This window comes from Paenibacillus sp. 05T425 (assembly GCF_056396205.1).
This window is the reverse complement of sequence record NZ_JBFTLA010000002.1, coordinates 318,099-344,307: the sequence shown is the minus strand read 5'-3', so window position 1 is coordinate 344,307 and position 26,209 is coordinate 318,099. Positions and strand designations below refer to the sequence as shown.

Annotated in this window: 25 protein-coding genes; 3 read left to right on the top strand and 22 right to left on the bottom strand. The window is 51.3% G+C overall.

Annotated elements, in window-relative coordinates; genetic code table 11:
- Positions 1-23 precede the first annotated feature (23 nt).
- Positions 24-1,067 (bottom strand): anthranilate phosphoribosyltransferase, encoded by a 1,044-nt coding sequence (locus AC1DF0_RS05355; RefSeq protein ID WP_442049358.1) that lies wholly within the window; start codon positions 1,065-1,067, stop codon positions 24-26.
- 12 nt (positions 1,068-1,079) lie between these two features.
- On the bottom strand, positions 1,080-1,697 hold the full coding sequence (locus tag AC1DF0_RS05350) for an ANTAR domain-containing response regulator (protein ID WP_337100741.1): 618 nt from the start codon (positions 1,695-1,697) through the stop codon (positions 1,080-1,082).
- Between the two features lie 393 nt (positions 1,698-2,090).
- Here AC1DF0_RS05350 and nirB point away from each other — a divergent pair, with 393 nt between their 5' ends.
- The 3 genes from nirB to cobA are packed head-to-tail and all read left to right on the top strand — an operon-like array spanning position 2,091 to position 5,665.
- A complete protein-coding gene (gene nirB, locus AC1DF0_RS05345) occupies positions 2,091-4,532 on the top strand; it encodes a nitrite reductase large subunit NirB (RefSeq protein ID WP_477573287.1) in 2,442 nt (813 codons plus the stop codon).
- A 13-nt stretch (positions 4,533-4,545) separates the two neighbouring features.
- Positions 4,546-4,860 carry a nitrite reductase small subunit NirD gene (gene nirD / locus AC1DF0_RS05340; protein WP_442049356.1) on the top strand — a complete coding sequence of 105 codons (315 nt, stop codon included), beginning with the start codon at positions 4,546-4,548 and terminating at the stop codon, positions 4,858-4,860.
- A gap of 28 nt (positions 4,861-4,888) precedes the next feature.
- A complete protein-coding gene (cobA, locus tag AC1DF0_RS05335) occupies positions 4,889-5,665 on the top strand; it encodes a uroporphyrinogen-III C-methyltransferase (RefSeq protein WP_477573286.1) in 777 nt (258 codons plus the stop codon).
- Positions 5,666-5,791: 126 nt separating this feature from the next.
- Here cobA and AC1DF0_RS05330 read toward each other — a convergent pair whose 3' ends face one another.
- The 20 genes from AC1DF0_RS05330 to AC1DF0_RS05235 form a co-directional block, all read right to left on the bottom strand.
- The gene (locus AC1DF0_RS05330) at positions 5,792-6,403 is read right to left on the bottom strand and encodes a flavin reductase family protein (protein ID WP_442049354.1); all 612 of its coding nucleotides are present in this window, start codon (positions 6,401-6,403) and stop codon (positions 5,792-5,794) included.
- A gap of 32 nt (positions 6,404-6,435) precedes the next feature.
- Positions 6,436-7,032: a sigma-70 family RNA polymerase sigma factor gene (locus AC1DF0_RS05325; protein WP_337100736.1), complete on the bottom strand. Its 597-nt coding sequence runs from the start codon at positions 7,030-7,032 to the stop codon at positions 6,436-6,438.
- Positions 7,033-7,042: 10 nt separating this feature from the next.
- Positions 7,043-7,606 carry a hypothetical protein gene (locus tag AC1DF0_RS05320; protein WP_477573285.1) on the bottom strand — a complete coding sequence of 188 codons (564 nt, stop codon included), beginning with the start codon at positions 7,604-7,606 and terminating at the stop codon, positions 7,043-7,045.
- Between the two features lie 314 nt (positions 7,607-7,920).
- Positions 7,921-8,862, bottom strand: a complete 942-nt coding sequence (locus AC1DF0_RS05315; RefSeq protein WP_477573284.1) for a methylenetetrahydrofolate reductase — start codon at positions 8,860-8,862, stop codon at positions 7,921-7,923.
- A gap of 222 nt (positions 8,863-9,084) precedes the next feature.
- A complete protein-coding gene (locus AC1DF0_RS05310; RefSeq protein ID WP_442049352.1) occupies positions 9,085-10,185 on the bottom strand; it encodes a toxic anion resistance protein in 1,101 nt (366 codons plus the stop codon).
- Positions 10,186-10,255: 70 nt separating this feature from the next.
- Positions 10,256-11,026 carry a DUF456 domain-containing protein gene (locus AC1DF0_RS05305; RefSeq protein WP_442049351.1) on the bottom strand — a complete coding sequence of 257 codons (771 nt, stop codon included), beginning with the start codon at positions 11,024-11,026 and terminating at the stop codon, positions 10,256-10,258.
- Between the two features lie 142 nt (positions 11,027-11,168).
- Entirely contained in the window at positions 11,169-12,203 is a 1,035-nt protein-coding gene (locus AC1DF0_RS05300) for an ATP-grasp domain-containing protein (RefSeq protein WP_442049350.1), read from the bottom strand.
- A complete protein-coding gene (locus tag AC1DF0_RS05295; protein WP_477573283.1) occupies positions 12,200-13,030 on the bottom strand; it encodes an HAD family hydrolase in 831 nt (276 codons plus the stop codon). The genes AC1DF0_RS05300 and AC1DF0_RS05295 overlap by 4 nt, the downstream gene beginning before the upstream one ends.
- Positions 13,027-14,187, bottom strand: coding sequence for a cysteine protease StiP family protein (locus tag AC1DF0_RS05290; protein WP_477573282.1), 1,161 nt, complete (start codon positions 14,185-14,187; stop codon positions 13,027-13,029). Before AC1DF0_RS05290 ends, AC1DF0_RS05295 begins: the two co-directional genes overlap by 4 nt.
- Positions 14,184-15,611, bottom strand: coding sequence for a phosphoribosyltransferase family protein (locus AC1DF0_RS05285; RefSeq protein ID WP_477573281.1), 1,428 nt, complete (start codon positions 15,609-15,611; stop codon positions 14,184-14,186). The genes AC1DF0_RS05290 and AC1DF0_RS05285 overlap by 4 nt, the downstream gene beginning before the upstream one ends.
- Positions 15,556-16,701, bottom strand: a complete 1,146-nt coding sequence (locus AC1DF0_RS05280; protein WP_477573469.1) for an HpcH/HpaI aldolase/citrate lyase family protein — start codon at positions 16,699-16,701, stop codon at positions 15,556-15,558. The genes AC1DF0_RS05285 and AC1DF0_RS05280 overlap by 56 nt, the downstream gene beginning before the upstream one ends.
- Positions 16,702-16,992: 291 nt before the next feature.
- Positions 16,993-17,739: a TerC family protein gene (locus AC1DF0_RS05275; protein WP_442049346.1), complete on the bottom strand. Its 747-nt coding sequence runs from the start codon at positions 17,737-17,739 to the stop codon at positions 16,993-16,995.
- Positions 17,740-17,770: 31 nt separating this feature from the next.
- Entirely contained in the window at positions 17,771-19,036 is a 1,266-nt protein-coding gene (locus tag AC1DF0_RS05270) for a TerD family protein (protein ID WP_477573280.1), read from the bottom strand.
- Between the two features lie 108 nt (positions 19,037-19,144).
- Positions 19,145-19,726 carry a TerD family protein gene (locus AC1DF0_RS05265; RefSeq protein ID WP_442049344.1) on the bottom strand — a complete coding sequence of 194 codons (582 nt, stop codon included), beginning with the start codon at positions 19,724-19,726 and terminating at the stop codon, positions 19,145-19,147.
- Positions 19,727-19,846: 120 nt separating this feature from the next.
- A complete protein-coding gene (locus tag AC1DF0_RS05260; RefSeq protein WP_337100725.1) occupies positions 19,847-20,422 on the bottom strand; it encodes a TerD family protein in 576 nt (191 codons plus the stop codon).
- 39 nt (positions 20,423-20,461) lie between these two features.
- The gene (locus AC1DF0_RS05255) at positions 20,462-21,055 is read right to left on the bottom strand and encodes a TerD family protein (protein ID WP_337100724.1); all 594 of its coding nucleotides are present in this window, start codon (positions 21,053-21,055) and stop codon (positions 20,462-20,464) included.
- A 409-nt stretch (positions 21,056-21,464) separates the two neighbouring features.
- The gene (locus AC1DF0_RS05250; protein ID WP_477573279.1) at positions 21,465-22,403 is read right to left on the bottom strand and encodes an MBL fold metallo-hydrolase; all 939 of its coding nucleotides are present in this window, start codon (positions 22,401-22,403) and stop codon (positions 21,465-21,467) included.
- 261 nt (positions 22,404-22,664) lie between these two features.
- Positions 22,665-24,044 (bottom strand): sugar phosphate nucleotidyltransferase, encoded by a 1,380-nt coding sequence (locus AC1DF0_RS05245; RefSeq protein ID WP_477573278.1) that lies wholly within the window; start codon positions 24,042-24,044, stop codon positions 22,665-22,667.
- Positions 24,045-24,057: 13 nt separating this feature from the next.
- Positions 24,058-25,203, bottom strand: coding sequence for a glycosyltransferase family 4 protein (locus AC1DF0_RS05240; RefSeq protein ID WP_477573277.1), 1,146 nt, complete (start codon positions 25,201-25,203; stop codon positions 24,058-24,060).
- Positions 25,204-25,217: 14 nt separating this feature from the next.
- A complete protein-coding gene (locus tag AC1DF0_RS05235; protein WP_477573276.1) occupies positions 25,218-26,030 on the bottom strand; it encodes a DUF6492 family protein in 813 nt (270 codons plus the stop codon).
- Positions 26,031-26,209: the final 179 nt, after the last annotated feature.

Below are 26,209 nucleotides of genomic sequence, written 5' to 3'. Positions count from 1 at the left end.
GAATATCAATTCCTCTGCTGCTACTAGTTGCGTCCCGCTTGCGCGATGCCGCTTCTCATCACCGCTTGCCAGTTCCGGTACAGCTCGAGTGGAGCGCCGTTATCAAGCAAATGCTTGCACGTATACAACCCTTCTTCAACCGACTCCACCTTACCCGCAAGTCGCAGTCGAACGGCGCCATTCAGCAGCACTTGATTAGTGAAAGCCATGTCTCCGCGTCCCTGCAGCACGTCCTCGGCTACGCTGATCTGAAGCTGAGGTGTCCACTCTATCTCCGGCAGCGGCGTATCCAGCCCGTAGGTCTCAGGATTGATAACATGAAGCTGCGGCTCCCCGTTCTCGACAAGATAGGTGCGCGTAGGACGCTCGATGAACAGGTCCTCCGAGCCTTCGGCCCCTTGCACGATTAGCGCCTTCTTATATTTGAGGTTCGTTACCAACTTGGACATGCGGTCGAATACGGTGTTGTGATAAACGCCGAACACGAGGTAAGGAGACTGCGAGTAGTCGATCAGCTTCTCCGCCGTATTCAGCACGGTCCGCATGCCCAGCTCCTCGCGAATCGAGCGGATCGCTTTAAGCGGCGGACACCATTGCTCGGCCGGAACATACAGAACACCCGTGCTTTCCGCTGCTTGAATGATTTGATTCCGCGGCACACGCTCCGCATCGATGCCGAGCTGCAGCAGCAAGTCCTGCAGCGTAATGCCCCACTTCGGAGGCAGTGACGCTGTGCCGTGCAGCGTTACCGGCAGCCCTGCAGATGCAAGCAGGAACGCAGTCGGGAACGTGGCGATAAACGATTTTTTGCGTCCATCATACGGCCCTGCACAATCCAGTCCCTCTTGAATCGGCGAGCGGAACGCTTGGCTGCGGCATACAGCCGTGAACGCCTCCAGCTCCTCTACCGTCTCCATTTTGATCCGCTCGGCAATGAAGAAGGCGCCAATCTGCGCCGGTGTTGCTTTCATATTCAATATCGCCTCTGCTGCTTGATGCGCTTCCTCGTAGGTCAAGTCACGAGCGCCGCGTTTGCCTCGGGCAACTTCCTTTAATAGATCGATCATCATACGGCCCCCTTATTTCTGATCCTGCAATATTTGATATACCTTCACGATAGACGTCGCCACGTCAACCATACGTTTGCGTTCATTCATCGCCTGCTTGCGCAGCAGATCGTAAGCCTCAGCCTCGGATACGTTTTTTATTTTGCACAGTATCCCCTTCGCCGCATCGATCCACTTACGCTCCTCCATACGCGACTCCAGCTGCTTCCGTTCATTGTACCACTGCTGACGCTCCATACACTGCTTAGAACCGAACTGAAGAGCCCAGTGGAGCTCCGGCCCGCTCATGCTGGGCGTTAATATGCCGTCCACCGGAGCATCGTCCTCACAGAAAGCAGCGGATAAGGAAGCTGCCGTCGTGCTGCACCACCAAAGGATCGGCACGCGCTTCCGCTTAAGCAGCTTCGTTCCCCATGCTTTCACCTCGTTCAGCGGGACGTGAAGGATGACCGCATCCGCGCCGTCTATATATTTCGCCGTCTGATCATCCCGATCGAGCAGCGTAACCTGGTAACCGTACTCTTCTAGCAAATATTGCGGCGTGTGTCCCGCGGGACCACGACTTGGCAGCTTCCCGGACACCTTAAATGCCGGATCACGCAGATTGTCAACCACTAACATAGAACGCATGCAGGAGCGCCTCCTTCATTAGACTTTACAAACGCATACGATTGTCTCCGCCCTATAAGGGCGCAAGTTCACGATTCGCGGTGAATGATAAGTCCCTTCAACAATGGCCGTTATAGTCTTTGTGAATATATATAACATAGAACACGGGAAAATGTCGATACGTCATTGAACTAAAATTCCATGTTAACTATGTTGACATGACGATGGTTGACGTTGTATATTTACGTTACCAATAACAAATATGATTCTCGAATACAACGATGTATTCGATTGAAGCGGCAATGACGCCTGCTTTCGTTCTCATGGGAGATGTATGCCATCCCGTGTTTCGAAAGCGGGCTTTACTCATTTTACAGCCAAATATACAGAGAGTTAGCGGGAGGAGAGAATATCATGACACAACCTAAAAAACTAGTGCTTATCGGCAACGGCATGGCGGGGGTGCGCGCCGTTGAGCATTTGTTGAAGCTGACGACGGACGCTTACGAGATTACGATTTTTGGATCGGAGCCACATCCTAACTATAACCGAATTATGCTGTCGTCCGTTCTCGAAGGCGGAGCCGACATTAACGAAATCGTCATCAATGATTGGAACTGGTACAAAGAAAACAACATTGAGCTGCATACAGGCCATACGGTCATGAAAGTTGACACGAACAAGAAAAAAGTATTCACTCACCTCGGCCTTGTGGCAGAATACGATACCCTTGTTATCGCCACCGGCTCGAATCCGTTCATGTTGCCGATACCAGGCTCAGATAAGGAAGGCGTCATCGGCTTCCGCGATATTCGCGACTGCGAGATTATGATCGATACGGCCAAGGCATATAAGAAGGCGGCGGTTATCGGCGGCGGCCTGTTAGGGCTCGAAGCCGCGCGCGGCCTGCTCCATCTCGGCATGGAAGTTGACGTTATTCACAGAAATGCTTACCTAATGAATAGAGAGCTTGACGAGCCAGCTTCCGAGATGCTGAGACGCGAGCTGGAAGAACAAGGCATGAATTTCCTTATGAGCAAACAAACGGCGAGCGTTAGCGGCAATGAGCGCGTAAGGGGTCTTACATTCTCAGACGGTACCGAAACCAGCGCCGACCTGGTCGTCATGGCCGCCGGTATCGTACCGAATGTTGAGCTAGCGCGAGCAACGGGCTTGGAAGTAAACCGCGGCATTATCGTCAATGACTACATGCAGACCAGCATCCCAGACGTTTATGCAGTCGGCGAATGCGCCGAGCACCGCGGTGTCGCTTACGGACTTGTCGCACCGCTTTATGAGCAAGGCGCGGTACTGGCGAAACATTTAGCAGGAGTTGCTACCGACGGTTATCACGGTTCGGTTACGTCGACGAAACTGAAAGTATCGGGTGTAGACGTATTCTCCGCCGGCCAATTCAGAGATACGCCTGGCACGCGTTCCATGCGTATACAAGATGATCTTGCCAGCACATATAAGAAAATCGTAATCAAAGACGGTAAATTAATCGGAGCCGTCCTATTCGGCGACATCTCCGACGGAGCCGAGCTGTTCGCCAAGATTAAGAAAGGCGAGTCCATCGAAGGCCGCGAGAAAGAAATTTTACTCGGCTTCGCTCCAGACGGAGGCGGTGCTAAGAAGGATCCTACCGCTCACCTTGCGACGTTAGCCGAGGACGAAATTATTTGCGGCTGTAACGGTGTATCCAAAGGCGATATCGGCAATGCGATCCTGAACAAAGGCTGCAATACCGTCGGCGCCATTAAAGCGTGCACGAAGGCTGCTGCATCGTGCGGCGGCTGCAAAATCGATGTTGAAGGTTTGCTGCATCTGTACGCAGGCGACGCTGTCGGCGAGCCGATCAAAGAAGGCATTTGCGGCTGCACCACGCATTCAAGAGACGAAATTGTAGCTGAAATTAAGCGTATGGGCCTCAAAACAATCAAAGAAGTAATGAACGTTCTCGAATGGAAAAACGCCGAAGGCTGCTCGAAATGCCGCCCTTCCCTCAACTACTACCTCGGCATGCTGTTCCCGGAGGAATACGTGGACGAGAAGGAATCCCGCTTTACGAACGAGCGTTATCACGCGAACATTCAAAAGGACGGCACGTATTCGGTCGTTCCGCGTATATACGGCGGCGTCACATCGCCGGAAGAATTGAAGCGCATTGCCGACGTGGCCGTGAAATACGATGTGCCGCTCGTCAAGTTCACGGGCGGTCAGCGCCTAGACTTGCTAGGCGTCAAGAAAGAAGACCTGCCTAGCATGTGGGAAGATCTCGACATGCCTTCCGGACACGCGTACGGCAAGACGCTTCGTACCGTCAAGACTTGTGTCGGCAATACGTTCTGCCGCTTCGGCACACAAGACGCAATGGGCATGGGTATCAAGTTGGAAAAAGCGTTCGAACGCATGAATGCGCCGGCAAAAGTCAAATTAGCCGTGTCCGGCTGCCCGCGCAACTGCGCGGAAGCGACAATCAAGGATGTCGGCCTCGTTGCGATTGACGGCGGCTGGGAAATTCATATCGCCGGCAACGGCGGCGTGCACGTAAGAGCAACCGATCTACTCACGGTTGTAAAGACCGAGGATGAGGTTATGGAATGGTCGGCGGCGTTCCTGCAGCTGTACCGCGAGGAAGCGACATGGGGCGAAAGAACGATGCACTGGGTCGAGCGCGTCGGTCTCGACTATGTGAAGAAGGCGCTGGAGGACCATGAAGTACGTATGGCGCTGAAAGATCGCCTGGACAAAACGATTAGCCTGCAAGAAGATCCTTGGAAACAAATCATCGAAAATAAAGAACTGCGCAAAAACTTTGAACAGATTACTACACCGCAACCGGTACAAAGCTAGGAGGCGCCTTCATATGACAACAAAATTTTTGATTGCCAATTTATCCGATATTGATGTGAAGAGCTCCCGCAAGCTTAAGATCGAAGATAAGGAAATTGCCTTGTTCCGCCTAAGCGATAACAGTATTCTAGCCGTTGATAATAAGTGTCCGCACAAAGGCGGCCAACTTTCGGAAGGGATGGTGTGCGGCACGGCCGTACACTGCCCGCTCCATGATTGGAAGATCGACCTTCACAGCGGCCGCGCGCATGAGCCCGATGACGGTTGCATTACGACCTACAAAACGGAAGTCGACCACGAGAGCGGCTCCATATATGTATACGCATAATCAATCGATAAGATAAGGAGCGGCATCTATGAAAAATACGGCGTATGGCACTGTGTACATTGTCGGAGCAGGTCCCGGCGATCCCGAACTCATTACGGTCAAGGCAATGCGCCGTATCCAAATCGCCGATGTCATCCTCTATGATCGGCTGGCAAGCGAAGAGCTTCTTCAATATGCCAGGCAGGATGCCGAGCTTGTGTATTGCGGCAAAGCGCCCGGCGCGCATGCCATGCCGCAGCAGCAAATTAATGAAGCGCTTGTCAGCTATGCTTCGCAAGGGAAAACCGTCGTTCGACTGAAAGGCGGAGACCCGTTCGTCTTCGGCCGCGGCGGCGAGGAAGCGCTTGAGCTTGCTTCTTGCAGCATCCCGTACGAGATTGTGCCGGGTATTACGTCCGCGATCGGAGCTGCCGCTGCTGCCGGCATTCCAGTTACGCACCGCGAATACGCTTCTTCCTTCGCCTGCGTGACCGGCAACCGTTGCCACGGCGACCAATCGCCCGTGCGCTGGGACTTGCTAGCCCATAGCGTCGATACTCTTGCAATCTATATGGGCGTCAGCCAGTTGGGCGCGATTCGCGAGGAATTACTGAAGCACGGCAAGCTATCATCCACCCCTGTCGCTCTGATCGAACGCGGAACGACGGCAAGCCAGCGTACCATTATTGGCACACTGGCTGATATTCACAAGCTTGCCGCTTCCATGCACCTAAGCAATCCCGCGCTGATCATCATCGGAGAAGTCGTTCGTGTACGCGAACGCCTGCTGCAAGCTGAGCAACAGGCAGTAGCTTTAATAAGCTAAGTCAGATCTCCTCCCACGGGCGCTACACCAGCTTTTGCAGAAGCTGATGCAGCGCCTGATTGGCGTTCTAAGGCATGTACAACAAAAAAGGAGAACCGCGCCTCCATCGCACGATTCTCCTACTATTTAATTCGGCCGCTCCAACGAGAATGTTTCACCGAGCTTTGCATAGTCGCTGCCTGCAAGCCTGCTTACCGGCTTCAGCTCCTGCACCTTAATGCGGCCATTATCGTACAGCTCGTCGTCCACGTGGAAGTAAACGACACGACCGATCAACAGATCGCATGCAGTCGCCCCGTCCTTCTCGCCCAGTGGAATCACCTGCTCCAGCACGCATTCCATCCGAATTCTCGCCTCAGCGATACCGGGAACGGCCACCTTGCTGCTCGCAACCGTCGTCAAGCCCGCAAGTTCAACCTCGCTCTCCTCAGGCTCAAGACTTGCTGCCGTCATATTCATCCGATCGACATACGTCTCATCAGAGATATGAACAACGAATTCGCCGCTCGCAACCGCATTTCTAGCCGTATCCTTCATTCCGCCTTGCTTGCGCTGCACCGAAATCGATATAAGCGGCGGATTAGCCGTCACGATATTGAAGTAGCTGAACGGGGCGGCATTGACCGTACCGCCTTCTGTCAGCGTAGTCACCAGAGCGATCGGCCGCGGCAGTATGCTGCCAATCAGCAGCTTGTAACCATCCCGCTCATTAAGCTGCGCTGCGTCTAAGCTTTTCATAACCTTGAATGCCCCTTCCTTTTCCCAGCCGATTAGATCATCGATAGCATCAACAAGTTCGCCCGCAAAAATACGCCGCCCCATCTTTTCTTAATGAACTGGCGCGCGCGGAACAACCTCGTCTTCACCGTGTTAATCGGCAAGCTGTCCTGTACGCTCATCTCCTCTAGCGACATCTCCAGTATGTAGCGCTGATAGACAAGTTCCTTATACTGCTCAGGCAGATGATTAATTATGGTATGTACTTGATTGTTCAGTTCCTTCTCAATCACTTGATCGATCGGCAGCTTATCAAGATCCGGCAGTATATCCAAGAAGGAATTATGGTCCGTCAATTCCGGATTGACCGCATCAAGCGACAGCTTCTTGCGCACCTTCTCCCGGCGCAGGATGTCGTAGCAAACATTTTTGCAAATTTCAAACATCCAGGTTGTGAAGCTCTTCTTCTCATCGAACCGATGCAGGTTCAAATAAATGCGAATGAACGTCTCCTGTACGACATCTTCGCACTCCTGTTTATTGCGCAATATCCGAAAGGCAAAATGGTATACCTTGTCCTTATGGATCGACAGCAGCTCCCTGAACGCATTCGGGTCGCCGCTACGCGATAGCTGGATTAATTCATTCATCGTCTCACCGTCACCATCTTCTGTCGTTTCTGCGCTTCATATCAAAGCCGTTTATATCCGAGAGGCGCTGCAGCGTCTCCTTATAAATGCGGATCAGCGTCTGCACCTTGTTGAAATCTTCATCCTCCGGCCCGTAGCCGTCCATATACATCCGACTGATAATGTCTTGAAAAAAGGCAATTCGCTCTTGAAGCTGCTCCTTCTCCATCTCCAATATATCTTCGAACGTATTGGACTCAATAAAGTCCGTCTTGTCGTCATAATTCGAATCTGTACCGCGACGCTGCTGCCTCTCAGCAGGTACGGTGCGCGGATTCAGCTCAATCGTCGTCCGCAGCGAGGTGAGTGTAATGTTCTMGCGTGCCAACAGTACATGAAAATCTTTGTTCTTCAGCAGCTCCGCAACAACCAGCGCGCACATTTCCTTGTTCTGCAGCAGGATGCCGTCAAAAGGATGCAGAGTCCACTCGCCGTATTGGGTGAACAAATTGAACATGAACGTCGTACTGCCGTACTGATAATAAATGTTGATCTGTGAATCATCCATTAACTCGAATGAAAACTCCAAGCGCACTCCCTCCATTCCGCCATTCCAGCATTAACCTTCTCTGTCTCTATTCTATCAAATTCGCTTACGTAAGGATAGCAGGTTCAATCTCGTCGATTCTCAACTTTTGCAGCCCGATCTTTCAAAAAAAAGCCCCATCGCTGGGGCTTCAATTGTATGGCTATCCATCGTTCAATTCGGCTATAGCTTCCGCTTTCTCACTGCTTGCTACGACAATCAACACAACGATGATAACGCCCAGCAGGATCGAGGGTACCATAGAGCCTCCTCTCCTCTTCATCCAGTTACCATTACTGTATGTGGGAGGGCTTGACACTATGTTAACGAATCACAGCGCTGAGCAACTTCTTATCCATAATTTCTCTAATATCTTTAGCAAGCTGGATAGAGGCTTCAATCTCGACCTTTCTCGTCGACACGCTCTCTACGCTGCAGCCGATCGGAACGCCTTTCTCCAAGCCGAATTCGAACAACTCTTCAAAAATCTTCCGCGATAGATTAATAGACTTGTCCAGTATATCGTTGGAATTAACAAGATCGTTCTCCAGCCATCTCGGAATGCTGATTCCAAGCCACTTCATGAACTCAAGCGTCTTCTGCGAGCCGCATGGCGCAAGGTTGAACAGTATCGGCACCATCTCAAGATCATTGTTCTTGCAATGGTAGTAGTAATCGGATAGGAAGTTCTTAGACGCTTCCAGATTGTACGTCGCCTGTGAAATGAAGAAGTGACAGCCCTTGGCCGTCTTCGTCGCAACCCGAATATGTTCGTCTTTCTTCTTCATATGTCTCTCCGGAATGACGACGCCGCCGAGCACGATGCGGTCATTGAGCTTCTTGCTCAGCTCGTAGGCGTCCAGCAAGTCCAGCTTGACTTGCTGCTGACTGGAGGACGCGCCAACGAATACGGAGTAGCGATCCTGCTCCCTTTCTCCAAGCACCCAATTGGACATTTCCTCTTCGGTATTGTTGCCGACGCAGCGATAAATGATCTTCGGCACATCGAGCTCGCTTAAGTATTCCTTGCAAAACGTATTCGGGTCCATTGTCTCGAGATACGGGAAAGGCCGCTCCTCACCGGTTCTTGCATCCTCTTCCTGCACATCGTAAAGAATAAGCCCGTCCAGTTCCAGACTGCTCAGCCGTTCGCGCTGCTTCTGCGCAATTTCGTTCATCTTCTCCGGCGTATGGCTCTTCTTCGGCGGCGTAATGCCATATGTCAATATCCCCGTGGATCGGTTCAAAATCTTCTGCTTCAACATGTATCGCACACTTCCTTTTCGATGCCGCTGCAAGTTGCAAGGTATGCAGCCGCGATTCCGCTATAGGATGTTTCCTGCAAACAATATAATTCCTTCTATAATAACCGCTTTCAATCTTCAATGCTAGTCCATACTAGCAAATTCCAATCGTTTCAATCGGAATTAATTTATTCGACAACAAAAAAAGAGGAACGCCTAGGCGTCCCCCTCTTCTTTCAACTCTTATTTCAAAAAGCTGCTCAGCTCATCGCTTGACGCGGCATCCTTAATCGCTTGCGGCGTAGCTGCAGCGTTAAGACCAAGGCGTTGATTCATCTGGCCGTTGATGGCCGTCATCTTGACCGTATAGTCTTTGCAGCTGTCAATGATGCGGCGATTMGACTGTTCGGACGAATCAAGCGCAGCCATCAGATCGCCGATCGCTTGGTTGACAGCCTCCATCGACATCGACGGCTTAGACAATAGTTCATTCGTTTTCTCGGTCGTCGTCCGAAGCAAGCGAGCATTTTCCTTGAACTGCTCCTCGATCGTCCGGTTCGTCGCGTCAACGGCTGCGATAACCTTTTCTTGATCGTTCAGCGCAAGGGCGATCATCGCCGACACCGTAATCAAGTTCGTCGTCTTGTCGATCGCATTGCTCACGGAATCAATCAGCTTATCATTGTTGTCGTTAATAATATCGGTAGCGGCAATCGCTTGATTATAGAGCATGATCATCTCGGTCATCGATTGGATTCGCGTAACGACCTTGCGAAGACCCCGTTCCAGATGCGTCTTGCGGGATTCGTTCTCCGGCTTCGCGATTTCTACCTCGAACAAATCTTTCAGCTTATCGCCGAAAGCAATTTTCGTATTCAAGTTATAAATCTCGTCGATCGACGAACGCTTCAGCTGACGCATATTGACGATGTTCTCTTCAAGGGAGTCCTTGCCATCGCGAAGACCCGTAACAATCGCATCGACGTTTGTCTTCACCGTCTGATACTTGTACACATAGTTCTTAAGCGGGCTCTTGCGAAGCAGCTTGCCTACGAATCCAACGTTCTTGCTTTGCTGCAAGCTCTCGCACTCGCTGCGCAGCTTCAGAATCATGTTGGATACATCAGCTCGGTTGCCGGACATCAAGTCGTTGACAGGACGGTCGAGCATCTTCAGCGTCTGTCCTGCTTTCTCTTGCGTCTTCGTGCCAAGCTTGCCGATCTCGTCCATTAAGAGATCAAGCGACAGCGTATCAGTCTGCGCCACCTTCTGTATAAGCTGAGATGCTTCCTGCTCAACCTTCTGCTCGTCTTCCTTCTTCAAATTCATCATTTGAACTGCCATCTAAACCCCTCCTACAACGATTTATTAGTCTTAAGCTTCAGTCGCGGTGCGAATGATCACTTTGGCGATTCTATAAATCGGAGCCTCTGTAGCGTTGGTGAATAAGCTCCGCCTTGGTCTGCAGCTCCAGCAAGTCCTTATGCTCGATCGTAGATGCGATATCGGAAATTTTCGTATCGACATCCTTAAGGCCATTCAACAGCGTGCGGCGGTTCTTGCTCTTCGCTTCTCCGCTGAGGCGTAGGAACGGATTAATAAAGCCATTCAAATCTTTGAGGACCAGTCTGCGGATCGTATGATTAATATTGCCGTCGCCCAATTGGTCAATCAGCGGAATGACCCGTTGCACGCGGGCGAACAACGATAACGACTTGTCGACGATCTCGCTGTCGAGCGTATTCTTCCGGCCCTCGGATATAATCATGTCTTCCAATACTTCCAAATATTCAATGACAGGAGCAAACTCCGCGCTAACCTCCGGCTTCTGCTTCGTCTCCTCTACTACGGGAGCGGCGCGAGATGGTTCCGGCTGTTGCTGGAAGGGTGCGCCCTGCTGCGGGTTGAAGAGATGAGGACTGTATTGCTGTCCTTGTGCCGGTTGACCTTGTATTTGACCTTGTACAGGCTGGCCGCCATTATATCCGCCGTTTGGCAGCTGCTGCGAAGACGGCGTGGCGTCGATTGAATTCCGCGTTCTGCTTCGACTTGGAAGTAGACCGCCAACCATTGCTCCTACAGCAGGTATGACAAGCGACGCGAACTCAGGCAGGAAGAAGCTCGAAATGATTGCGCCTGCGTAGCCGACGCCGGCTCCTACCAGCATATTTTTTTTCGATCCCATGAATCCCGACCTCCTAAAGCCGTGTCTTTATAAGCCAAGTTATAGAGGTGCAACTTATAATTCCTTATATTGTAGAAATAACATAAGGGTCATGTCAACTCACGCACGCGCTTCAGAGGTCGGATTCAGCTGGCAAATCATCTTATTTGGACCAATCGTGCATGCGCATCGGCTGCTCAATATGGCTTGCCCAGATGCCGAATTCCGGGGTAATCGGTCCAACCTCTCCGCCTAGAGCCGACTTCACCGCAAGATATGGGAAGTTGACGCCCGACAGACAAGTGACATGAAGGCCGCCGGACATTCTCGGATTAATCTCCAGCAGCTTCGGCGTATCTCCGTTATATTTCATTTGTATGTTGAAGTTGAATGGAATATGGAACGTATCTGCAACACGGTGAGCGATTTCGATCAGCTCCGCATTGTTGTCCAATACGCGCAGGCGACCGCTCTCCTTCCGCCTTGGCACCGCCGCCAATAAGCGACCGTTACCGTCTGCGAGACAGTCAATGCTGTATTCATGGCCCGGCAACAGCTCCATCACCATCAGATCTTCGAAGGTTTCTACGCTCGACAGCGTGCGATATGCGTCTTCGAAAGACGTAAGCTGCGTGACATAACCGAACAGCTCCTGCAGCCGATCACGCTCATTATCGATAATTCGGAAGCCAAGGCCGCCCTCCGAATTGTTCGGCTTGAAGCATACGCGATGTCCGGCGGCAACAAGGCGCTCGTAAGCAGCCTTGAAATCGTCGGCATTGTTCACGATCTCGTAAGCGGGAATTTCCATAATGCCTTTGCCAGCGAGCGACTTATAGAATTGATCCTTCTCGACAAGCGATTCCAGCAGCACCGTATCGCGGCAGACGAGCACCTTCGTGCCGATTGCATCGAATAGATGCACATGCTTAGCGATGTCTAGCATCTTAAGGCGCGGAATAAATACATCAATCTCATGCTTGCGGCAAAAATCGACCAGGTATTGAACATATTCCACACCTTCCAGCACCGGCTCAACCTCAGCATAATCGCAGCCCTGCAGCGACATATGCATCGGATCGGGATGCGTTCCGAAAATGTTGAACTCCACGCCGTCCGGATTACTGCGCAAATGATTCATATATAAATAGGAAACCGAGAACCATCGATTGAAATACAGATTAACCTTCTTCTTCATGCCGGGTTGTTCACCGCTTTCAATTGTTGTGAGATATGATGGACATAATTTACGATCTCATTAGCCGCGAAGATACCGGAGCGCTCTGTGAATCTTATCGTCACCGACGCTGGATCACGCTGCTTCTCGCGGAATAGCTCGCCGTGGGCGGGCGCGATCGCGTAATCCGCCTGATCCAGCAGGCAGCGGTCAAGCAGCGAATCGCCGGAGGCAATCACCTCATGCTCCCCGAGGCGTTTCTTGATATGGGCGATTGCATCCCATTTGTTAATGACGGAAGGCACGAGGTAGATTTTGCGCCCTTGAATGGATACTTCCCAACCCAGCGGCTTCACCGTCTCTGCCTTCTCCATAACGGCTTCCAGATCCACCCGATCACGATCGATCAGAATCGAGTAGAACAGCTCGTCGCATAAGTCCTCGCGCAGTACCCAATCGCTGCTTAGAAGCTCTGCAAAATGTGTTCTCACTTCCAAGGAAGACGCCGCGCCGGCAGCCAGCTTCCGCTCGATATGCGAGCGCCATTCACGATCAGGTACGCCATTTTTCATAATATTGCCGCCATTGCTCGTCACCGCGTATTGCGGAACGATCACGTCTTGGAAAATATGAATGCGTCGATATTGCGCTTCCGTTCTTGTCGTTACCGGAACGAACTGCACGTCACGCGGTAAATAGGCGAGCAGCCGTAGTACTTCCTGCGAAATATGGGCAATCGTCTTGTCCTGATACCTCTCCGCAGGCACGATGCCATACGAATCAGTCGGCACGCCGATCGATCTTGCCGAATAAATTAATGTTTGGTCCAGGTCGCTTGCATAGATCATTCCGTATCGCCTTTCAGCGGTTTAATAATACCGCAGCAAGAATATGTCAGCTCGGGGAGAACCTCCACCGCCACGCCCCGATCCTCGGCCAGCAGCAATATATGCTTCAAGCCCGGGTTGTCCAATCGGTTCACGATTATCTTCCACGGCATGCGCCGCAGCAGTACCCTTGTTGTCTCGCCTACGCCCGGCTTCACCAGATTAACGTTGTCGATGCCGTATTGCTGCTGCAGCATACGAATGTCGGCAAGCCCTTGCCACGTCGCCGCGGCGGGATGTCGCTCCATTTTTTCCGCTTGCGCAGCCGCCTCGTCTGCAATATCCGGGAAGCTGGCCGATACGGTATCCACGAACGTATGCGACAAATCCGCTTCTTTCCATTCCTCATAATACTTCGCGCCATGGAAGTCGCCAGGACCGATCAGATCGTCGCGTTGTACGGTACGGCTGATTAAGCCAGAGACCGTCGCATTGAGGCAAGCGCTCGGGATCAAATAATCGTCGCGCGTGCCGAACAGCGTACAGCAATGGCCGGGATCGGCAAGCACTGCTAGGTCATCATTCATGCGATAGCCATATTTGGATTCGAATTGTTCGGCCGCTTCGGCCAATACGCCGCGAATCGCGCCCTTGCCCGTCCAGCCGTCCACGAACTGAAGCTCTGTATGAGACCCATGCTGCTGCAAAATATAAAGAATAGCGTTCTCGTCAATACCTTTGCCGCGAATAATAGAGATGCTGTAATGCTTTACGTTCCAGCCGTAGCGATAAGCCAAATACCGCTTAATCAGAATACCCGCAGGCGTTCCGCCTCTCGCGAGCGAGACAAGCACTACGTCCCTGCCTCGCTTCGCCGCAATCCGCTCTGCGACAATGGCCGCCGCAAGGGCGACATCCCGAGCGGATTGATCCAGCGTCCGGTGGAATAGCTCGATATACGCCGCAGAAGGCTCATATTCCGTAGGCAGCATCTCGGAATAATGTACACCGGATTGAATTGCCGCTTCCCGTTCCTCGGTCGTCCGTTCAAGCTGAACCAAGCTTATATCCTTCAGAAGAAACGTCACGTCAGAAGGATCATAGCTGCCAATAGGCGATGGAGGTGCAATCATCTTCTCTGACAATCGTACATCAGCTTCGTTGTTCTCCGTCTTCATTGGTCGAAACTCTCCCAGCCGTGCGTATTCGCGGTCAGGAACACCGCATGCACTTTACTGCCTGCCAGCCTCCGCAATATCTGAAGCATTGGCGCAACGCGCTCCTGCGGCATATCCCGCTCGAACAAGACGAATATGTCGTCATACTGCCCCGGCGCCACATTGTAGATGAAGTGCCTCACATCAAGGTCCTCGGGCGACGGATACGGCTGTCCGCTCGTCACCGCATACCCCGGCTCGTCCGATGTATGAATCGGGCTGCGCGTCGTCGATTGGTAGCGGACGCCCGTTCCCATCTCTGCCGCGATGCGCATCGGCACATACATGAATTCACTCGTGCCCATAATGAGCGTCCGCTCACTGCTGCGCTGCTGCCGCAGCTCCTCCGCAACACGGCTAATCTCTCCGTCAATCGCCGAACGCTGCGCCGCCTCGATACCGAATCGGCCCGTTGCGATCGTGTACGGCGACCCGTTAGGATGGCCGCTCGAATCTACGGAGCCTACCGCAAGCTTTACCTGCTCTAAGCTATCGCCTAAGTGAACAATAGAAAGCTCTGCTTCCGGGAAGCCCGACAGATCGCGAGGCACAGCTATCTCGTCAGGCGGGCTGCCTACTGCCGTAATTCGCCCCTTCAGCAAGCATACCGATTCAATCGCAATGCCAAGCTCAGCTTGCAGCTCCTCGCAGGCGCGCTCATCGCTTTCTGATCGCCAATCGAGCAACGAAGCGATGATATACCGCTTGCGCGGAAACTTCGACTGAATATCGCGAATAATATTAAGCGCCGTCTTGCCCGTCGTAATCTCGTCATCGACCAGCACAATCGGCTCCGTGCCGGACAGCGCTTCCGGCTTCAATGCGTAACAACGATGGGCAACCGCGTGGGAGTGCTCTTCCTCGAAGTTAATAACGGAGACGAGCTCCGGAATATCCTCGCGCGTCGTATGAATATAAGTCGCTCGCTCCGCAAGCACATTGTACATCGCATGACCAAGCGCGGTAGCCGTCTCAGCGAAGCCGATAAAGGCAAGCGGCGCCGATGGCGACAGCTTAGCCGCCACCAGCGCTTCGTAGGCAGCCTGCGCCCGGCTCTCGTCACGCAGACCTTCAAGCGCCCGTTGCAGCAGCGGTTTGACGCGAAGCGCTGTATCATCGTCCTGCTCCGTCAGAAGCAGCAGCGCAAGCGCTGCGCCGCTTAGAAGCGACGTATACGGATTGACCGGAATATGCTTGCCGAGCATTTTGCTGACGAATAGAAAGGAACGCTTCTTGTTGATTCTCGCCGCCATAGCAAAGAACAGATCGACCGGAAGCTCGAACGGGTTATGCGTCACTTCGATCTGAACGTCGATGCGATCCAATATATTAACTGTATACTTGCTCATGTCCGGGCAATAATCCGATAAAATGCTGCTGCTCATGTAACACCCCGTAAATTTGTGATCTCGCCAGTATGCGCCTTGCCCAGTTCAGATGCGGCTTAATTTCATTCATCTTGTTGGCGTATTGGCTCTTCATGACGCCAAGATAGCCGTTATTGTTCGAAATAATGCTTGTCGCGTCGATATATTCCTCATGCGTGACGGCATACAGCGCTTGAACCGGCTTAATATGCGTCGGGTGAATAATCGTCTTGCCTGTAATGCCGTTTTCCTTATCCATGATGACTTCCCGAATGAGTCCGTCCATAGAGTTGGATATATAAAGCGAACGAAGATCGCGGCCAACATGGCCGAGCGCCTCCTCGAACGGTGTTATGCGAAGCTGAGGTTTGAGCACGCGCTCCCGGTTGGAGAAATATTCCCACACCGGACCGGAAATGACGTACCCGGAATCGACTCTACCAAAAATATTAATAATATCAGCGATTGTATCGCGAATCGGCGCAATCTCGTAGATCGTCATATCCGGACTTCGGCGAAGCCCGAATAAGCTCGAGAAATCAGTAGCCCCGATCCTTACATTGAGTACGTATGTCTGATACTTATCCAGTATGCGTTTAATGCCCAGCAGCGTTTCCACCCTGCTTTCGCGGTAAATAACCGATGCCGTCTCCAAGATCGGCATCCCGTACAGCATAGGACTCGATTCTCCCCTGGTCTTGTTGTACGAAGCAATTTCATAGAAATAAGCTTCGCCGTTCTCCGGCGTAAACTTGGGCAGCACGAAGCCGGTTATATGCGTAATTAACTGCTCGAATGTCCCTATCAATCTCTTGAGCTGATCCACGGATCGAATTCTTACGAAAATAAGCGGAAGCTGCGAATCGGGCAGCACGCCGATCTTCACATAGGAGGCAATGAGAAAAAGCTGCTGCATCAGCATCTCTTCAGCAAGCTCGACTTGCTGGTCACCGACCGCATCCTCCAGATCAATGACAATGGAAGCAAGTCCTTCATGCTTGGCGTTAAGCAGGTCTTCTGCAATCGTTTGCCGAGTAGCCGGCATATATAAAGCCGCGCCTACTGCGTATGCGAGCAGGTCTTTGTCGGAGGATTGGTTGAAAGGTATGGGCGGACTGACGAACAATGCAGTCTCTTCTTCGCGTGTTAAATAGTTAAAATATCTCAGAGCCGTCTCCTCCTTATTTCGAATGCATGGTTACTCGGCAATCGTTAATGCTGTCGATGGATACCATGGTTCATGATACAGAAACGACTCCGCCTAAGTACACGCCGCGGGTGCATTTCCATGCAACCTGCGGTATGTGCGTTACTACCAAAGGACGGAGCCGTTCGCAACAGACTATAACTTTCTTTTTTGTGGCGGGAATTGATTAATCATTGTCGTTTCATTAGGTCATTAAGCGCCTTGCTTCTCTTCCCGCTTCCTCTTCATCGAACTTAACAGGATTGTACCGCCAAATACGACGATTAGAAGCCCGAAGAAAATGAAATGGTTCAGCTCGTAATGGAACAAGGCAGCTGCTAGCATCTTCGCTGAAATAAGCGCAATCATGATGAACGCCGTTATCTCAAGCTCAGGGAACTTGTCGATCAGCTTCAAGAATACTTGCGCGACGCCGCGCATCATCAGAACGCCGAGAAGTCCGCCGACGAACAATACCCATACTTCTTCGCTGACGCCGAAAGCGGCGATTACGCTGTCGATACTGAACGCAATGTCCATTAACTCGACCATAAGTACCGTGCGCCAGAATCCGAAGCCTTTATTCTTCGTCTCGCTTTCCTCTTCTTTCTTCTTAAATATACCTGAATAAGCGATATAAAGCAGGTACAGCGCGCCTAACACTTTTATCCAGGTAATCTGAACAAGAACCGTACCTAAACCGATCGCGATGAATCGGAAGACATAGGCGCCAATAATACCGTAGAAGAGCGCGCGCTTCTGCTGTTCCTTCGGCAAGTGCTTGACCATAACCGCAAGCACGAGCGCGTTATCTGCCGACAATAAACCTTCAAGCAGAACTAATGTGGCGATAATGGTCCAGCTTTGCGGACTTGTCAACGTATTGACAACCTCTTGCCACGAGAAAAAATGACCGTAGTTTTCTACGACACTGTTAAAAAAATCTACCACCCTGTCCATCTCCTCATAGTGCGATGACTACTGCAAAAAGCTACTTGCTGCCTGCGACCCAACGCAGTCCCCAGCCATAAGCCTGGTCAATCTCTCGATGTCCATTATAGAACTGAACGAGTCGTTCGATACTGAACGTCTCATTGTTCACATTACGAATCATAGCAATCGCACACATTCCTTTGCTATTATCATGCTCGTTCATATGGACTACGATTTCCGGACCGCCTTCTTGCTTCACGGTTACGACGCCATCGGCTTGCGACCAGCTTGTCACACCCTCGTAGATGAAAGTAAACACGAGAATCCGCTTAATATCGGCAATTCGCGCACCGTTAATACGCAAGTTCTCGCCCGTCTTGACTGAGCCTGTCCGATCGTCGCCGTCAAGCGCAATGAACGGCGAACGGTTCAGCTGTCCGAACCTTTCTCCGAGCGCTTGAATGACGCCCTTCTCACCGTTATTCAGCTCGTATAAGCAGGCAAGATCGAGATCAACGCCTTTACTGCCGCGTCCGAAGAACCCGCCGCTCTTCGTCTGCTGATTCCAGTTCAGGTTGATCAGAATTTCACCCAAACCGCCTGCCGTTTTCTTCAAGTTAATCGTATCGCCTTTTTTCTTCAACTCGATTTTGCTCAAGTTGAGATTAAGCGGTACGGGCGGCGATTCTTGCTTAGGCGCTGGTGGCTGAGCAGGCGGCGCCGGCCTCGGGGCTGGCGACGGCGGTACGGGCGACGGCGGCGGCACTGCCGGCTCATCGTTCACTTCAATGCCGAAGTTGCCGCACAACGCTCCAAGTCCACCGGCAAATCCTGCACCGATCGCATTAAATTTCCATTCACCATTGTATCTATATAATTCTCCAACAACAATAGCTGTTTCAACGGAGAAGTCGTTTCCAAGGTCATAACGAAGAACTTCAGCGCCGGTCTGCTTATTGACGAACCGGATGAAGGCGTTCCCCACTTGTCCAAAATTTTGTTTGCGGTTATCACTGTCATAGATCGTCAAGGAGAATGCGACCTTCTCTATGGCAGTCGGAACCTGCTGCAGCTTAATAACGAACTGCTTGTTGTCCCCGCCAGCTTGTCCATCTTGATACGATATAAAGCTAGTCGTTGGATTATTATAAAAAATAAGATCGTCGTCTCCGGATACCTTGCCGTTTCCCCGGAGCAGAAATGCCGAAGTATCAAGCTCCATCGAGCTTGGCGCGCGCCAGCCTAGGCTGACAACTACCTCGGTTAAACCTGGATTCGTCTTCGTCAGATCGGCCTTCTGGCCTTTAATAATTTGTACGGTCATCCTTCTCTCCACCCTTTGGCACTTTGCTGTGTCAGGCATAATCGGTACTTCACTTCTTATTGAAGAAAGGTGATTCAGCTTATCGCTTCATCACCAAGCCACCTTTTCCTATGACGCATCCAATCCGTAGTTCTTGCAAAGCGCGCTCAAGCCGCCTTGGAAGCCGCTGCCGATTGCTTGGAATTTCCAATCCGTTCCGTGACGGTAAAATTCGCAAAATACGACTGCTGTCTCGGTCGAGAAATCCTCTCCCAGATCATAACGCATAATTTCGCGATCCGTTGCGGCATCTACGACACGAACAAAGGCATTCGATACTTGACCGAAGTTCTGCCCGCGTGATTCATAGTCATAAATCGTTACGGTGATGCCGATTCGATGAATCGATGCAGGGATCTTGCTAAAGTCGACCTGGACTTGTTCATCGTCTCCATCGCCTTCACCTGTACGGTTATCTCCCGTGTGGAGAACCGAGCCTGCTCCGCCGCTCTTATTATTATAGAATACGAAATCGTCAGCGCCCTTCGCCTTGCCATCCTCATAGAGAAGGAAAGCCGATGCGTCCAAGTCGAAATCGTTGCCGCCGTTGTATTTGTTCGTGTCCCAGCCAAGTCCAACTACAACTTTCGTGAGCCCCGGATTTGTTTTGGTTAGATCGATTCTCTGTCCTTTGGAAAGACTGATTGTCATACGAATCTCCTTCTTTCTTCATGAATGTCCGGCCAGACGGGTCTTCTAGAAACCCCTATAAGATTAGGCAAACTCAAGACCTTCCGGATGGAAAGCCTTGAGCTTGTGTGTGGTTGTTGCTTATGCTAAGCCGTAGTCGCGAGTCAGACCCGCAAGACCGTCTCTGTAGCCGCTGCCGATTGCGTTGAACTTCCATTCGCCGCTGTGGCGGTAAAGCTCGCCTACAACTACGCCAGTCTCAACGGAGAAGTCTTCGCCTAGGTCGAAGCGGATCAGCTCTTGGCTCGAAGCTTCGTTAAGAATACGCGCATAAGCGCGGGATACTTGACCGAAGTTTTGGTTGCGCTCATTAGCTTCGTAGATTGTAATCGTGAATGCGATTTTCTCTACGTTAGCTGGAACGGAATTTAGATCGATTTGGATTTGCTCGTCGTCTCCATCGCCTTCGCCCGTACGGTTGTCGCCCGTGTGTACGACGGAACCGTTCTCGTTCTGCTTGTTGTTGAAGTAGATGAAGTTTTTCTCGGATTCAACTTTGCCAGCAGCGTTCGTCAAGAAAACCGATACGTCAAGGTCGAAGTCTTTGCCGCCGTCGTATTTATTCGTGTCCCAACCTAAACCTACTGTGATTTTGCTCAGACCTGGATTCGATTTCGTCAGGTCTACCTTCTGACCTTTGGACAAGTTAATAGCCATGGTTCATTCGCCTCTTCTCATTAGTTTAAATAGATATTATTATTTATAGCGGTTTGCGAGCAGATTGATATGGGGAGCATGCGTTCCTTCACCAATCGCGGCAAATTTCCACTCGGAGCCGTGACGGTACAATTCACCGCATACAAGCGCGGTCAGACCGGAATAATTGTCGCTCAAGTTGAACTTAATCAACTCATTGCTGCTATTTCCGTCCATGATCCGAATATACGCGGACTGAATCATTCCGAAATCCTGCTTGCGGTTCTCGCAATCGTAGATATTAACGACGACAAGCACCTTATGAACATCCGAAGGCACCTTCGCTAGATCTACATAAATTTGTTCGTCGTCTCCGTCGCCATCACCCGTCAAGTTATCGCCGGAGTGAATGACAGAGCCGCACGGACTCGTCTTATTGTGAAAACATACAAGTTGATTGTCTTTCGCCAATTTATCAAAATCGTTCAGAAGAAGGGCGGACGCATCGCAGTCGATGTTCGGAGCTTTCTTCATTCCGAAGAAACCTTTCGTTTGGACAGGGTCCCAGCCAAGACCGACGATAACCTTCGTAAGTCCGGTATTGCCTTTCGTCAGATCAATCTTTTGACCCTTTACTAGATTAATCGAAGCCATTTTATATGTTCACCTCCTTTCCTTGCAGAGTCGCTCGGCAACTTTCGCAAATTTTCAAAATATAGGAAAGTATAAGTTTCACTCTTATTCTTCTGCCTATATTTCACCGCGAAACGAAAGCCTATGCCGCCAAAGACGGCGACAGCAGTTTACGCTTGGATATGTCGTACTATAACGTTGTATCTTCAGGAAAGGTTTCAACTTTTTTTGGGCTCGATGCCGCAAATACGGGTCATTAGCCTCACTTAACAAGCTGGCGCGAGCACGAAAGCTTGTCCATGACAAGACATGCCGTCATTATTGTGCCAAAACAGTCTTTTGCCGATTCATTCAACTTCCGAATATTTTACTATTATACCATTTTAGATCATGGAAGCGTTAGTTGATATTTAGTGAAGACGGAATTCGACTACCCATCCCTTGTCCACCATGCCGACACTGGATAATCCTCCGCATCCAGATAGACCGTCTCTCCAATCCTCGGCGTTGCAATCGACGCACCGAGGCGCGCCGCTTCCTTCACCGCCCGCTCGACGGGGTCGGTCCAGCTATGAAGCGCGAGCGTGAAAGCCCCCCAGTGAATCGGAATCATCGTTTTGCCACGGACGTCAAGATGCGCCCGTACCGTCTGCTCCGGCATCATATGTATGGCCTCCCAGCGATCGTCATACTGTCCGCACTCCATTAAAGTCAGATCGAACGGGCCGTACTTGCCCCCGATCTCGCTAAAGTGCGGCCCGTAGCCGCTGTCGCCGCTGAAGAACACGCTCATGTCATGGCCTTGAATCACCCAAGAGCACCACAGCGTAGCGTTGCGGTCCGTCAAGCTTCTGCCCGAGAAATGTCTGGCTGGCGTGCAGGCCAGCGTCATTCCTTCGTAATCGAACTCATCCCACCAATCACCCTCTGCAATCTTCTGGCTGTCAACGCCCCAGCGCAGCAGATGCGGACCAACGCCCAGCGGCACGAAAAACTTTTTAACCTTGTCTTTCAGCTTCATGATAGAGCCATAATCAAGATGATCGTAGTGGTCATGGGAAATAAGCACCGCATCAATGGTCGGAAGCTGCTCAATATCGATCGGTAGCTGCTTGCTGAAGCGTTTCCCTCCGATTATCGGAAAAGGCGAAGGCGCATTGCCGAGCATCGGATCGATTAGAACGGTCTTTCCATCCATCTCCAGCAGAAGCGCGGAATGGCCAAGCCAAGTAATCGCCGGGCGCTTCGCCTTCTGCAGCCGAGCGGCGTTCAACGTCTCTACCTTAACAGGCTTGCTTGGACGGCTCTTCGGATTACCCCTCATAAATTGAAAGGCTACCTTCACCTGCTCTTTGAAACTCATATTCATAGAAGTAGCAATTGCATTAATGAATTTGCCGTTCTCATACTGATTGGATGCGCTTAACGCTTCCTTCCGTTCCTTCGTCAGCTTGCCGCCGAAGGCCGGATAGAAGTTAAGCAGCAGGTATGTGAATACGGTTATAACAACGATTATTTCGATAATAAAGATAAAGATAACAGCTCACCTCTTATAGAGAAATCTGCCGGGCTGACGCCAGGCAGCGAGTCTATTATCAATCATATAATAAATGACAGCCATAAGTCCAAATTATGCCTCTGACCGCCCCAAGCCCTCATAGCTCAGCGCGCTTTCCCAGGTCTCAGCTAAGCTTACTTCATCTTCTTTAAGCAAGCTTCCTCCGATGTCGTTCTCTATAATGACAAGCGTCCTTAAAGCCTTCGCCCCATATCTGGTGCCGCTTGCTATATGAAGCACATCCCCCGCTTCGATTCGGCGCAGCTCGCCGTTGCACAGGAACGAGCCTTCACCCGACGCCACGGTCCATACCTTCGTCCGCTTTATATGCATCATATACGCGGTATGCCGATCTGCTTCGATCTCCAGCTTCCTCGTGACGACTTCTCCCCGCTCGCCTCTCGCATGATGCAGAACGCTCATTTTCCCCCACGTCTTCTCTTCATACATCGGACAGGGAAGAGCCGTTCCGAGCTTCTCCTTGATCAGGCTCGACTTGTCTTTGCGGGCGACTAGAATACCGTCTGCGCTGGCGGCTACTATAATATTCGGTACGTCGATAATATGGATTGGACTCGATAGCTCGTTGATCAAATGGGTGTGCTCGCTGCTGTCCGTTATATCGCCGAGTCCGACTATGGCGCTTCCCATATGGCCGGTTAGCGTATTCCAATTCCCTAGGTCGTCCCAAATTCCGGCATAAGGCAATACGATCGCGCGAGCAGTCTTCTCGACAATTTCATGGTCGAAGCTGATTTCCGGCAGTCCTTCATAGAGGGCATTCCAATCCTTATATTGCGTAGGAAAGTTCCTCTCTCGCAAGGCGTCCAGCATGAACTGCAGCGAGAACGCGAATACACCGCAATTCCACATCGCCCGCTTGCGGATTAGCCGCTTCGCCAGCCGCTCATCCGGCTTCTCGACGAACTGCTCAATTGGAATATATCCGCTCTCGTCGCCCCCCTTCTTCGGTACAATGTAGCCATATTGCTGGCTTGGATAGGTTGGCGGCGTGCCGATCAGCGCCAGATCGGCGCCCGACGCAGCTAGAGCGGCCGGCATCTGGCGCAAGGTGGCGAAGAAGTCCGCTTCTACATAGGCGTCGGCAGGAATGACACAGATCGTCTCGTCCAGCGGTACGCCTAATTCGGAATGAAAGTAGCTGGCGGCCAGCGCGATTGCCGTGAACGTACCGCGCTTATAGGATTCGGTCAGCAGCGGAATACGGTTGCCGATATGGTTTTTTGTTATTTCCGCTTGGCTCTTATGGGTCATAATATAAGCCGATTGCAGCAGTCCCGCCGCTTCCAACTGCTTGCTTATACGCTGGATCATGGACTCCATGCCGCCGGCTCCGTCAGGCAGAAGCCGTAAATAGATTTTGGACCGTACATCGTTGGACATCGGCCATAGCCGCTTTCCTGAACCTCCCGATAAAAGCACCACTCGCATCTTTCATTCCTCCTTATTGCAGCTTTATTCCCGATTCCATTCCCGATCCTCTGCCTACTATTTGATTGACTGCCCGCTTCATCGCCGCACCCGAGCTTCCCCAAGTCATCTTCCGTACATCACGCAATCCTTGCCGTCCCTTCTTCTTGCATAGCCATGGATGATCGTAAGCGTATTTCATCTGCCGCTTCAAGCTTCCGATGTCCGCCTCCGCCCATTGCTGCCCGCTCTCTGCGAACAAATGGCGGAACGAGCGCGAAATGGCATGTTTGCCGTTCATCCTAGAGGAAGGGTTAACGAGTTTATAATTGACCAAGAAGGAATTGCGCTTCGAAAGAAAATCCATATGACCGCCCCATCCCGTGGCGATAACCGGCGTACCGCTTGCCAACGCTTCAAGAAACGGCAGTCCGACGCCTTCCCCGCGAGTCGGCAGCACGAAGGCATCCCCGAGCGTATAGATGCCAGCAACCTGCCGCTCGCTTATATGACGTGCAATAACCACAATCGGCGCTGTTTGCTTAACTATGCCAAGCTTCTTCTTATAGCTGGAAATCTTATTCTTGATCCACTGCTCGGTTTCGCTGCTGCTATATCCGCTTGTTTTAATAACGAGCAGCACTTTATCTTTGGCCGAGAATTGCTCCCAGTAAGCTCTGAGCAAAGCCTCGGGGTTTTTGCGATGTTGGAAGCCGAATACCGATACGAATACGAATCGACCCTTGGCCTCGCTAAGAGAAAACTTCTTAGTTCCCGGACGATACTTCTTCGAATGCACGCCATGCGGCACAACATAGATCGGAACCTTCACTCCGCTTGCCCGCAGCGCTCTCTTATTCTGCAGCGAAGGGATAAACACCGCGTCAAATTTGTTGATGTTAGTACGCCATCGCTTCGGAATTCTGGTCGTCTCCCATACGGTGTTCAATATAATCGGTTTATAATAAGGCCTAAGCTTGCCGAATTGGATCGTGTCTGCGGTATGGTGATAGATCAATGGTCTGTGAGTGCCATCTGGCAAAACTTTGCGATGTTTGGCAGCTCCGACCTTGACGTTAACTCCCTGCCTTCTAAGCGCATGTACGTATTCCCTGCTTGCTATGCCCGTTCCGCTCTTCCTGCCTATCGGCCCTTCCCATACAACCGTAAGTTTCGACACGATGCGGCCGCCTTTCATTTTCGTTTGTAAACTTCGCGCTTGTGGAATGATAATGAACGGTATTTGCCGCTCATCTCGGTCCATTTTTGTTGCGACATGCGCCGAACGCTCATCTGAAGCCCCTTATTACGGTTCGTTGTCAGAACAAGCCGATCCCGATAGCGGGTGTACAAATAATTGCCGTACGTCTCGTACTCTGAGAAACCGAACTGCCTCTTCTTATCGACGCTGTCTAGAATAGCCTGATACCACTTCTTGCCGTGCAGCTTCTCCATGTATCGCTTCATCTCGGCCAGCTTAGTCCGTTCGAACAGCATATAATGCGTCACGAAGGATCGCTTGGCCGTTACCGGCTGCTTCATTAACCTGCGATACGAATTGAAATATTCGTCTTGGCTCCAATTCCGGCAATACAGCACGGTTTTCCCGCCGGTCCGGAAGTTATGGCGACGAATAAGAACCGTATCTGCATCTATGACGAGGAAAAAATCTTCCTTGCAAATGCGATCGCCGCTTAGCTTCAGTAACTGCTGATAGAGCCAGCCTGCGCGTTCCCACTTAGCAGAATGGTATTGAATATCGTTTTTTGTAATAGGAAGCACTGTCTTCTCGTCGACGAATTTGCAGCCCTTCTTACGGCACAGCTCCATGATCGACGCCTTGCGCGGAGAAACGATATAGATATTGCTAATCGCATTAACCGACTGCTTGCGAACAGCATCGATGACGAAGGGCAGTGTCTCCAAATCTTTCTCGATCGCGGGAATAAGCACATCGATCCGGGGGTTACGTTCATTCCGCGACTGTCCAGTTTGAACAAGCGGCATCGCTCTCAACTCCATTTCGCAATTATTTGCTTATCATATGCGACCCTGAAAGAGATTGAATGGGCAAAGGAAAGAGAGTAGATGAAAGAGGCTTATTGCCAATCATAGATTGATAGATTGTCATGCTATGCAGCGGGAAATGCAGGCGTGTAAAATAAAGAGAGAGAGAGAGGATAGAT